The sequence below is a fragment of the Bacteroides sp. AF32-8BH genome (genome assembly GCF_003435205.1).
GTDB classification, from domain to species: domain Bacteria; phylum Bacteroidota; class Bacteroidia; order Bacteroidales; family Bacteroidaceae; genus Bacteroides; species Bacteroides ovatus.
The window spans coordinates 204,035-216,344 of the sequence record NZ_QVLZ01000003.1; the positions used below are offsets into that span (position 1 = coordinate 204,035).

The 12,310-nt window shown below is 45.0% G+C and carries 7 protein-coding genes; 5 read left to right on the forward strand and 2 right to left on the reverse strand.

The features are described from left to right. Nucleotides 1-13: 13 nt before the first annotated feature. Together topB and DWZ47_RS03680 are read right to left on the reverse strand one after the other, a co-directional pair. A complete protein-coding gene (topB, locus tag DWZ47_RS03675) occupies nucleotides 14-2,113 on the reverse strand; it encodes a type IA DNA topoisomerase (protein ID WP_117512332.1) in 2,100 nt (699 codons plus the stop codon). 28 nt (nucleotides 2,114-2,141) lie between these two features. Next, nucleotides 2,142-3,500, reverse strand: a complete 1,359-nt coding sequence (locus DWZ47_RS03680) for a DUF3945 domain-containing protein (protein ID WP_117512333.1) — start codon at nucleotides 3,498-3,500, stop codon at nucleotides 2,142-2,144. Between the two features lie 218 nt (nucleotides 3,501-3,718). Between DWZ47_RS03680 and DWZ47_RS03685 the strand changes: the two genes are divergently transcribed. The 5 genes from DWZ47_RS03685 (at nucleotide 3,719) to DWZ47_RS03700 (ending at nucleotide 12,073) form a co-directional block, all read left to right on the forward strand. Further along, on the forward strand, nucleotides 3,719-4,330 hold the full coding sequence (locus tag DWZ47_RS03685; protein ID WP_117512334.1) for a TetR/AcrR family transcriptional regulator: 612 nt from the start codon (nucleotides 3,719-3,721) through the stop codon (nucleotides 4,328-4,330). Between the two features lie 100 nt (nucleotides 4,331-4,430). Continuing rightward, a complete protein-coding gene (locus DWZ47_RS03690) occupies nucleotides 4,431-9,461 on the forward strand; it encodes an Imm5 family immunity protein (protein ID WP_117512358.1) in 5,031 nt (1,676 codons plus the stop codon). Between the two features lie 188 nt (nucleotides 9,462-9,649). Continuing rightward, nucleotides 9,650-10,564, forward strand: coding sequence for an IS1595 family transposase (locus DWZ47_RS03695; protein ID WP_117512335.1), 915 nt, complete (start codon nucleotides 9,650-9,652; stop codon nucleotides 10,562-10,564). A gap of 5 nt (nucleotides 10,565-10,569) precedes the next feature. Next, nucleotides 10,570-10,728: a hypothetical protein gene (locus DWZ47_RS30390; RefSeq protein WP_158570380.1), complete on the forward strand. Its 159-nt coding sequence runs from the start codon at nucleotides 10,570-10,572 to the stop codon at nucleotides 10,726-10,728. A 790-nt stretch (nucleotides 10,729-11,518) separates the two neighbouring features. Further along, nucleotides 11,519-12,073 (forward strand): hypothetical protein, encoded by a 555-nt coding sequence (locus DWZ47_RS03700; protein WP_147330780.1) that lies wholly within the window; start codon nucleotides 11,519-11,521, stop codon nucleotides 12,071-12,073. Nucleotides 12,074-12,310: the final 237 nt, after the last annotated feature.

Here is a 12,310-nt window from a genome sequence, read left to right on the forward strand (position 1 = left end):
AATTCCGGACGAGTTATCTCTTCCTGCCGCTTTTTTCTCCCTGCGGTTTCCTGTCCGGGAAGGAATAGCCTACGGTAAAGTCGGGATTAAGCACCAGTGCGGCATCGAAGCTCCTGCCCTCACGGTTTCTGAAGCCTTTGACAAGAGGGGTGCGGCCTGTGGTTACCAGCCCGACAATCTGTTTGTCGGTCAACACCTTGCCTCCTTTGTTGCGGAACAGGGTGAATCCGCAATCGACATCGGCGCATTTGGCGACCTTGTCGAAGAACAGGATGCGGCTCTTCTTGCATTTGGGACAGGCGCATTGCTCCCCCGAAGGAGCGACATCGAGGGTGGCGGCCAGCAGTTCGGCGACGATCTGTGCGGTATAGACCTCTATGTCCCGGCGGAAAGAGGGCGCATCGGCCTCTCCGGTTTCTATTTTGGCGAGGGTATCCTCCCACGCCGCTGTCATTTCAACATCGGCAATCTTCTTGTCCTTTACCGTATCGTAAACCGCCAGTCCTTTTTCGGTGGGCACAAGGTTCTTCTTGTCCCGGCGTATATAGTTACGGGCGAACAATGTCTCGATAACGGCCGCACGGGTGGCCGGAGTGCCGATACCGGCCTCCCGGATTGCGGTACGCAGCTGCCCGTCGCCGATCTCCCTGCCGCAATGCTCCATAGCGGAGAGCAGCGAACTCTCGGTATGCAGCGGTTTGGGCTTGGTCTGCTTCTCCACCGTTTCGGAAGCGAGCAGCGGCAGGGTTTCATCCGTCTGCAATTCCGGCAATGTGGTTTCATCCACTTCCTCTTCCGGTTCGCCACGCACGGCACGCCAACCGGCGGACTTGACGACCGCCCCCTTGAGGGTGAATACCTCACCGCCTGCGGACAAGGAAACTTCGGTCATTTCCTTGACGCAATGCGGGGAGAAGGCTTCGAGCAGGCGTGCGGCAACCATTTCGTAAATAGCCCGCTCGTCCTGCGACAGACCTTCGGGCAGGTTCTCGGTAACGAGCAGCGCATGGTGGTCGGTGACTTTGGCATCATCGACCGGACGGCGGTTGAGCGGCGTGTCCCGCAAAGCGGATGCGGTGGCGGCGAAGCGTGGATATTGTTGCAAGAGCGTTATGCGTGAGGGGATCTCGTCGAAAACATCTTCGGATATATAACGGCTGCCGGTACGCGGATAGCTTAGCACCTTCTTCTCGTACAGGCTTTGTGCAAGCGTGAGCGTCTTGTCGGCGGAGAAGTCCAGTTTGCTGTTGGCCTCTTTCTGCAAGGCGGTCAGGTCGTAAGGCAATGGCGGCTCTTGAACGGCCTCCCTACGTTCCACGGAAGTGACGGCAAGCGTGCCGCCGTCCTCTACCTCACGTAGTTCGGCTGTGGCCGATTCAAGGTCATCGAAGCGGTTCCGTGACAATGCGGAAAAGGCGATGCCGTCCTTGGCAGCCGAAACCTTTATCTGGAAATATTTCCGGGGTACGAACTGTTTGTTCTCCCGATAGCGTGAGCAGATCATCGCCAATGTAGGTGTCTGCACCCGTCCCAAAGAGAACACGCCCTGTCCGGCGGCAAGGCTGAGCGCCTGAGAGCTGTTGATGCCCACGAGCCAGTCCGCCTCGCTGCGGGCTTTGGCGGAGAGGTAAAGATTGTCGTAAAGGCTTCCCTCCCTGAGATTCCGCAACCCCTCACGGATGGCCCTGTCGGTGAGCGAGGAGATCCACAGACGGGCAAAGGGCTTGGTACAGCCGAGATAGTTGTACACGTAACGGAAAATCAACTCTCCCTCACGACCTGCGTCGGTGGCGACGATGATGGACTCGCACCTGTCGAACAGCTCCCGGATCACTCCGAGCTGCCTGACCACTCCGGGATCGTCCTTGTACACCTTGCCCTCCCGCACCTGACGGGGAACAAGCCTGAACTCCTGCGGCAATATGGGGAGGTGTTCCCGGCGGAAGCCGGAGAAGCCGTAGCTTTCGGGCATGGCAAGACCGACCAGATGCCCGAATGCCCATGTCACGGCATATCCGTCCCCCGTTAGATACCCGTCTTTCCGTTGGCGTGCGCCCACTACGGACGCTATGCCCTGTGCCACGCTGGGCTTTTCTGCAATGATAACTTTCATATAATTATTGTATTATTCGTGTGAATGATCAAATGGATACCCCTTTCTTATCGGCTTTCTGTACCGGGCGGTTCCGGCTGACGGCGTTTGCCGGCTTCGTTCCGTCCTGACGGACGGCCGTCTGCTGCGACTGTTCCCGCTTCTTGCTCTTGTCCGGGTTCCATTTGAAGAAATCGAACTTCGCCCGCTCGTGGTTGACACGGACGAAAGCACTGAACAGGTTCCCCTCGTTGTCGGTCATGTCCTTGATGTAGGTCGCCTTGCCCTGTGCCAGTGATGCCTGCTGTTCTTCGGTAAGGTCTTTCCCCTTCAGCCGTGCGGGGATTACCAGCCCACGCTCCTGCTGCCGGTTCTGCTCCTGGGCGACGGTCTGCTCCTGCCTGCGGGCGATTCCCTTGAAGTCATAGTCGAATCCTCCCTTGCACGCATTGAACTGCAAGCGTGCATCGTAATGACGCTGCTTTTTCTCCGACCACATGTTCTCGACAAGGACGGGCTCGCCGCTTGCGATGCGTTTTCTCTGGTCATCGGTCAACGCCGTGCCGTTCACCTCTGCGGGAATGGTTATCCCGCTGACCGGCATGTGGTGGAGCCGGTTGGTCTTGGGATTGAGCGATACCAGACACGGCTCACGCACGCCTCCGGCCAGTTCGAGTTCCACCACGCAACCCGCATTGCCTTTTTCCAGCAGGTTCTGTTTCACTTCGGGAGTGAACTCCACGTTGAAATACGGCGTGTTCAGTTCCGGATAACGCTTGCAACACTCGATCTCGTTCCGGAGCGTGCCGTCGGGATTCTCCGCCAGACGGATGCAGGCGGGAGTTTCAAACTCTATCCCCTCGATAACGGTTTTCAGCGTGAGTACGGCGGATTCGTTGCCGTTGAGCAACCGTCTGAGCCCCGGTTCGCCTAACGTTTCGGGTGTTACCCCCATGCGCTCAAGCTGTCGCCAGTCCACCTGTTCCATGCTCCAGCGGGTGGATTGCTCCGTTCCGTCCCCTCCGGACTGCTGTTGTGCCTGCTGCCGGCTCTGTACGTACTGTTCCGTATCAAGGCGGTATTCGTCCAGCAAGGCAGAATTACTTTCGGGCTGCTTGAACAGGCCGACAAGCTCCTTGGCGGAGGCAAGCAAGTCCGCCGGAAGGTGATAGAAGCGGAAGTCGGACGGCCGCTCGAACTGTCGTTTCATGTTGAGGAAGAACGTTTCGAGTATAGACACGTTGCGGTCTATCCGCATGAACTGATCCGAAGGCTTTGCCCCTGCCAACGGTCTGGTCTTGAGTCCCCCCTCGGATTCGATGTCCTCCACCACGTACGGGGTGTTGCCTTCGGCGGCGTTGGTCACCACCAATACCTCGTCTTTCAGATCTTTCAGTTTTTTGTCCATAAAATGAATGAATTTAATTGTGATACAATCAGGTTAATTGCGGTACGAAAGTAGAGGTAAGAGGCTATGGCGCAAAGGGAAAGGAGGGGATGGGGAACGAGTGGCTACGGGATGGCATGAAGTGGCCTGCCGGCAAGAAAGAATGGCGTCCCGATACAAAAACTTCAAAATAAAAAGCGTACCTTCGCAAAAAGAAACATAAAAGAGGACAATCCGATATGATTACCAACCGAGAAGAAGTGATAGACAAGGCATTCAAGGTGTTTTTGAGGATGAATTACGAAAAGGCGAGTATCAGTACGCTGGCGAAAGCCTGCGGAGTCGTAAAGACAGGGGTGGTGTATTATTTTCCCCACAAACTCGACCTGTTTATGGCGGTAGCGGACAAGTACGCCATACAGATGCAGACACCTGCCAACAAGTTCGCAGAACCGGCGGAAACGCTTGCGGAATTTATTGACCAGTATGTGTCGGGAGTGAGAGCGGCCATGAACCGTATTGTCAGACTGGTGGAATGTAGCGTGGACAACAATGACTGCTGTCCCAACTTCTACTACTTCCATTTCCTTTCCCAAGTGAGGATGTACTATCCCGGAGTCCGTGAGAAAATGGAGGATACGTTCCAAAAGGAGCATGAGTTATGGAGAAAGGTAATACAGAGAGCCAAGGAGAGCGGTGAAATAAAGCAAGATACGGACGTGAAAAAGAGTGCCTCGCTGTTCCGTCAGGTATTCTTGGGACTGTCTTACGAGCAATCATTCCTGAACGGTCTGGATGTAGAAGAGTTGAAGGACAAATTTGATAGTCTATATTCGTTGCTGAAAGCCTGATTCTTTTTGACAATGTTTAAAAGATAAAAATATTTTCTGAACAATCGTTCAGATTTTAATATATTATTTATCTTTGGCACATGATTTAACTGCCAGAGATATGGACAAGGTACGTAAACAGCATGGAAGTATCGTCCTGTACGAAGAAAAAAAGGATGGTGAGCAATACATACGAATAGCATATGCTGATAACCCGGCAATTGCCCCGATGCTATCTCAAGAACTTGGGATAAGCCTAGACGGAAACGGGAACGCTTATATAAAGGCATCGGACTTCCGGCTGCCGATTTTTTATGATCGTTATTCTCCTCACACCTACATTGATTATAGCCGGCTGTATGTAGGATACCCCAAATCCAAACGGGAATACACTTTTCCGAAACTCTATTCTGATAAAGATACAATAACAAATAGAATAGAAAGATTAAAAGAATTGATTAATCAAAGCAGTATGGGACATTTGCCTTTACCGCTAAGGATTGATTTGATGAAACGGATCAGTGATATACGTGTCGTACAGAAAATACAATGCGAGTGTTGCAAGAAGATTTATTTTTTTGCCGGAAAGAAAAACAACGTTCATGCACAAGTACTCTCCTGTATAAACAGTTATCTATATAAAGCTGAAAACTCTGTTGAAGATATATTGTTAGAAACAGAGAAATTGAGGATTCATATAGAAGATAATCATAAGGAAACGGATACAGCCGTGGGTTGGGCTATTGTGATGCTTGGATATACAGTGTGTTATGATGCAGCGTCTATATTGAACATCGAGGATTATTGCGGAGAAGATGACGGTTCTTTCGATCATGAAAGCTGGAATGCTGATTTTATAGGTTCAATTGTCTATTCAGGTGGAAATCCTTTTGTCAATGAAGGAAACGGTGATACGGGAAAACGAAAAGAGTATTGGCACTGGTATTTGGATATGATTCTTTCCATATATAAAAATTCAGAACGGGAAATTATCACTTTTGTCTTGCCGGAAAAGGCAACTGAAATACCTGATTTTCCGGAGGAATTGATAAAAGAAGGGTTGGAAGAAATTTCCAGCTCACCACAAGGTCACCTGTCCCGCCCGTTAAGATATAAAATTTTACAGGCATTCCGGTCTCCCCGTATAGCAGGAAGAGTCGGTATATTGTGTGCGCTTAAAGTTTTACCGATTTGGAGAAAATATTTTGGAGAAAACCATGAAATTATTGAATTGCTCCGAAAAGCGGAGTATTGCTTAGGAGAAAAAGCAACCCCGGATGAAATAACAAAAATAGCGGACTACATTTCTAGTCTTGTAGAAGGACATGATTATGGAACCGATTTTGCCCCACTTATGGCAGGCATGGCAGCTGTACAAGCAGCTTATACAGTAACAGACGGTAACGATTGTGAAGAAGTTGCGGAAAATGATGAAGAACTTGCCTCCGACGAATGGGATGCAGCGTTTTTGGCAAGTCTTTCCTGCAATGGAGGTGCGGCAGACTTATCGGAAATCAATCCCGAATCGAACAGGGAATTTTGGAAATGGTATCTTACCGACTGTATTCCATACGTTTATGAAAACGAAAAATATTCCGGATGCCATGCCAGTAACAAAATCCGCATATCGACACCGACAAATTGCAATGTGACGCTGTCTGATAAAATCAACCGGCTCAACTCTGCGCTCGATTCTTATATTCATGCCCCTACCAACAGAAAAGAAATATTGCGCATGCAACCGTACGCGACAGACGGAGAACTTATCCGCATAGTGGCAGATTTTCTACAAGGTTATCCCTGTATACCTTTCACGGCACAAGAGTTGGAAATTTATTGCATGGTCGGACTTTTCGATTACGATATTATAAGATTCTGGTATTGCGCAGCTTTGCTGGCCTTGTCTCCAGATTCTTGTGCCATAGCTTATCTGTCAAAACTCGCCCATACCCTTATGGAACAAGGTCCGGGAGATCTTCATATATTGTATCGCATTGTGCTGCTATTGCCGGAACAGAAGCATCTGCATGAACTGAACCGGGAACTTACCGATTATTACGAGAGGATAATCCCCACTCTTGTGAGCGCAAAATGGTTGGCAAAGGTCAATATTCCTTACCCTGATGATTTTGAATGGAGTATATCTTTCCATTTTACTTCCAACGGGGAAATGTTCCCCGTATCGGACAATAAGAGAGACGAACAAGCATGGTTTGTTCTGACAGTCCGATTATTCGGACCGAGATCTCTTTTTTATGACTATACCCGTTTCACGAGTTATCAAATTCACGTGTGCAACGGTGACAACAGCATTCATGGGGACTGGAACGAAAAAGACGGTTTTCTTGTATGCAATGGAGAATGGTTAATGAAGGATGAACTTTATACCCCCGACCAATTTGTTCTTCTGATGCACAAACTCTCAAATAACGGTATCCGGTTCTCAAAAATACCTGCCAGTATATATACTACAAAAGGAATATCCAGAAAGGCTGTGGTGGAATGGATTAAGAGCGAAATGGAACTGTATGAGAATGATCAAATGGAAGAAGTTCGCAATAAAGCCCTTGACCTACACAAATATGATGGAGATGTAGAAGATACGCTGGCAGAAATGAGAAAAAAATGGGGAAAAGATGTTCCCATATTGAAAGACAAGCGTTTTGATGAAATCATAACCCAATATTACTGTCTGTCGCATGAAGCGGGCATAGCTGCCTTGGGGCAGGAACTTACCGCCTACGGATACGCTCTCTATGACTTGGACGGTGATGAGATTTACCTATTGGAGTTGCTTCCACAAACGGAAATGCAGACCTTTGAGAAGAAATGCAGTAAGTATGGTCAATATTGCCAACTTCTCAAACAACCACACCGTGACTTTGGGATTACAGCCCGGCATATCAATCCACGAAAGCAAATGCCCCGTGAAAAAATGGAATGGCCGGATGACGGTATCTGTTATATCGTAAGAGGTTTTGCCGGATATTTCGCCTATGGAGAATGGGAACCGAAAGATGAAGAGCAATGGTTGGGAACATTCATAGTCGATTTGCGTATTGTACCTCTTCAGCCTGTAAAATTCAAAACGAGGAAAATCCACAGTTTCAGATACTCGAAGGAGCTGGACTTTTATGCTGCACTTTATTCTACCTCTTTGGGAGAAATGCCTATTGGGGGAAAGAACCCGTTGGAGGCGGACAAATGGCCACGCCTGTGTGATTTGAGTGTCTATGAAAAGTATGAGTTTCGATGGTACGGACATTATCTCTGCCTGGGGGATGTCAAAAGTGCTATCATTCATACAATGACGGAACGGGGAATAAAATATGTAAGCCGTATCATATTGCCGGATGGTTTGATGTATCCTCCCGGTTTCGGGATAGACGGGAAGGGAACGCTGTATATAACAATGGGGGATTATTGCAGATCAGGCATCATCCGATATGACGATAACGGGAAATATACCACCCTACCATTCTCCATGTTCGGATATGAAACGTTCCGTGAAGGTTGCATACCCGTGCCGGACACCGCACGCATTATTTTGCTGCACGAATACAATGCAAGAAACAATAGTGGAATATGGTTGGAACCTGGATTGCTTGATCTCGATATGGCGACACGAAGATGCCGTATCGCTCCGTTGCACCACATTGGGGATGGTTTATTCAGATTGCACATATTTCAGGAAGACTGGATTTTGGTAGAGGGAAACAGTGACAATGGTAACCGTTCCGACTATGCCCGTCTCTGGAACCGGAGGACAGATGAAGTATTGCGCATTCGCCCCGGTGTGTTTGGCAGCGAATCATTCAAAAAGATTCATGTGTTACCTGACGGTACTATCGTAGTAAATACGCATCAGCATACCGATGACATACTGAGTCTGCCGGAAGACTTTTGGCATTTCCTTCGTACGGCAAGCCGTCCGAATAAATTGGGATACTGGCTCAATTACCCAAAGCCATATCCGGAGATAGACCTTTTATTACCTCCTATTTCAGAAGATATAACTCTGATGTTTGCACCTCCGTGCGGAAAGCTGCCGATTGCCAAACCATGGTTGTCGGAAAAGGAGAATAAAGAGCAAGGAGGAAGTCCCGATCTGCCGGAGACAGATGGAGTGGAGATTGCGGAAGGCATATTAAAGATAAACGGGAAAAATGTCGACCTACCATTGTCATATACAGCTATGACAGATATTTTCGGCAAAGAGAAAGTCGTATTTACCCACCAGACCATGCAAGATGACAACGGCAAGACCATACAATATGACAGACGCAGTTTTCTTGTCTGGGAGGATGCCGGAGTGACTGCTGCTCGAAACGAAGAGAATGTTTATAACATTTCTGCCATATACTTGTGGATAACAGAAAATAAAGTATCTGTCCTGCCAATTCCTGCCGGACTATTCGGTGGAGAGATTATGGTGAACGGAACAAAGTGGGACAAAACTTCCGATATGACAGCTCGCAGCGGAACAATGGAAATCGCTACGTCTGTGTCGGACGGTTACATGGAAATCACATTCGCCAATACCCGTAACCGGAAATCCACCTGGCAGAACTGGCGGAAAGTTATGGTTGAAAACCTTCAAGTTGCACTTGTAAAAAGAGACCGCATCAGGCAGTTGGAAAGAAACGGTCATATAGGTAAGTTCATAGCTCCGGATAACACCCGCTTGTTGGCAGAAACGAGTGAATCCTTTTTCTACCATGCGATTCAGGCACTTTATGCCGGATATTCCATGAGACGAAGCGAACGTTATCTAAAAGCGAATCTGCTTCCATGTCTGGTAGAAGCGGCGATCAAATGTATCGAATATAGCACCGTCCAGACTTCTGACATACTCTTCGTATATTCAGGTTGTGTACTTCTTGGCTATGAAAAGATGAACATGAAACGATTGGGCGAAACGATGGCCAAAAAGGGCGTTCGCGATTTCGTATTTGACACACTGATTCGCTGCCGCATTCCTGATTGGGAAGTCACGGAATATACCGTATTTCCGGAAATTAAGAAATGGATCCTCTCACAAGTGAAAAGTGGAAGCATAACGGAAGCGAAAGCTGCATTAAAAAATATTTCTTGTATTTCAGAGAATATCCTGATAACAGATGCGCTGATTACATCAACTTTAAAAATATAAGGCAGTAAACACTAAAGTTACACCACACTGATTTATCATAACTTTTAGTTATAAGGACGATGTTTATCGTCCTTTTTTTATTTCGATACAAAGATAACATATTATATTTACTATCGAAAATATTTGTCTTTTTATTTGCATATCTCGTTTATTTTTACTATATTGTAGCAACATAAAAGATAAGCGTTATGAAAAAGAGAAGGAAAAGAAAAAGCATCGTAGATTTCAGAGCTTCTTTCCCGGACGAAGAAAGCGCAATCAGATACTACGAGAGTGTAAGATGGGCAAATGGAGTGGTTTCGCCATTCGATGAAACATCTAAAGTGTACAAATGCAAGAACGGTAAATATAAGTGCAAGAATACCGGGAAGTACTTCACTTATAGGACTGGTACGTTTTTCGCTAACTCTAAGTTAGGAATGAGAGATTGGTTATACGCTATTATTATGATTGCCAACCGTAAGAACGCTATATCTTCATACCAATTAGCAGATGATTTGGATATTCCACAAAAGACAGCATGGTATATGCTTCACAGAATAAGAACTGCAATGGCTAAAGAAAACAATCAGAAGCTATCTGGTGACGTTGAGATAGATGAAACATTTGTAGGTGGAAAGAATATTAATCGCCATAAAGATAAGAAAGTAGAGAAATGTCAAGGACGTAGCTACAAGGATAAAGTTCCTGTATTTGGGGCTATAGAAAGAGGTGGAAATCTTTTTGCTAAGGTTGTTCCTAACACCCAAGCAAAGACGCTCGTCCCGATTGTGAAAAAGAATGTTGATGTAGGAAGTTCAGTTTATACCGATGGTTGGAGCTACAAAGGACTAGAGAAGAAATACACGCAAATGTCTGTAGACCACGGCAAACATTTCTACGGAATGATCCTAGTTACTGATGATGGAGAGATAATCGAAATCACAACTAACAGAATAGAAAACGCTTGGTCGGTATTTAAACGAACTATAAAAGGAACATATATCCATGTCAGCAAGAAGTATCTACAAAGATACGTTGACGAATTTGTTTTCCGATTTAACACCCGAAAAATTAGCAAATATGAGAGAATTGAATTACTTTTGCAATATGCAGCAGCTTAGATATTATGGCAAATAATAAAGACATAAAGAAGAACAAGCCTAAGAAGGAGAAGAAAAAAAGAAAGCCTATCTACGAGATACATGGCTTCGTCCTCACTATACCCGAAGAAAGGCTAAAAGAGATGCTGTTAGAAATGAGTAAGCCAAATCCAGAAAAAGAGTAATTATATATATTTAACAAATATGTATGACAATAGTCTGAATTTTATTTATTATCTTTGTGTGCAAAATTATTAAGGGACGTTACAATCCCTTAATAATACATGTTACTTTAAACCTTAATGTAGTTTATTAACTACATTTGTGGCGGAAAGCAAAAGCGCAAAGTCTGATAAAATCAAACTCAATTTAATTAAGATAGCTCCTACTATCATAATTAAGTGAATTAACGTACAACGATACGTGTTCTAATTTGAGTTCTAACTCGTACAGTACGTACAATGCGTACGAGTCTATTTACTCGGATAGCCATATTAACCTCCTTTCCGTTTAAAAATGTTTTGCGGGATTGTAGCCCGCGCAGTTAAAAAAAATAGTCCGAGTTTTGGCTTGCAACTCAAAAACTCGGACTATGTTGTGTGCAAAAGTAGTAGTTTCTATTTTATTCTCCAAATTTTTTCATTAATATTTCTTACTATTTTTCATATTGTATGCTATATTGTACTATATTTGTAGCGCATTACATTATAGTAGTGTATTTTACATATATAAAATAGCCTAATCGTCATCAGAATCACCACCTCGGATAACAGAATTAAGGCTATCAGTGAACTTACTCGTTGGGTAAAGTGTACTTCGTCATATACTGACGTGGTGCGCTGCCATTGAGTAAGTGGGCTTGTGGTGAGCCTTGATGACGTATGGCAGTAGCACTACGTCTTTTTTTGTGACTTTTCGTATGGTTATTGCTGGATAAACTGACTTTTTAGTATTAACCAATAAAACGCATTTTTCATGAGAAAGAGTCATTTATTTCTATTATTATTGATGTTTAGCATCAATATTCAAGCTCAAAGTATTAAAGTTAGCAAAACTGATAAGTTCACAAAAGACAAAGTTGTGTACACGTCTTATGAAAAGATTTCATCAGAAGCATTTATCGGTACTCAAACAGGGAAAAATATTGCAATATGTTTTGGTCGTGAAAATGGCTTAAACATGATATTGATGAAATGGCTAACAGGAGATGCGCGATTAGTAAGTGTAAATTCCAAAGTGGTATTTCTTGATGAAGAAGATAATACACATGAATTTACAGTATCAGACTATGCATCAGGAAGAGGGGAAGGAACAGTCGGAGCATTAGGAATGGACTTATGGGGACTTCGTATATTACTATTAGGTGATTTGTCTGTTTTTAAGGATCATATAATGACTGCTGTTAGAATATATACTACTGATGGATATTATGACTACAAAATCAAAAAAAGTGCAGCAGAAAAAGCAAGGAAAGCCTATCGTTTATTTGAGAAAGAAATACAGAAAGGAAATATTGATAAATGGAAATAACTCTATAAGCAAATTAATAACCCAATAAAATGAGAATAACAAGTTTCAAAACAGCATCTTTAATGGCATTTGTAGGGTGCTTATTAAAAGCAGTCATGGTGATTATTTGTCTAATCACAGATATTTCATCATTTGTATCCCAAATAGCAGAAATAGTATCAATGTGCTTAATGGGATTCTTCTTTATATCACTTTATACCAAGATAAATTGGAAAATAAAAAAATAGTGATTATCTT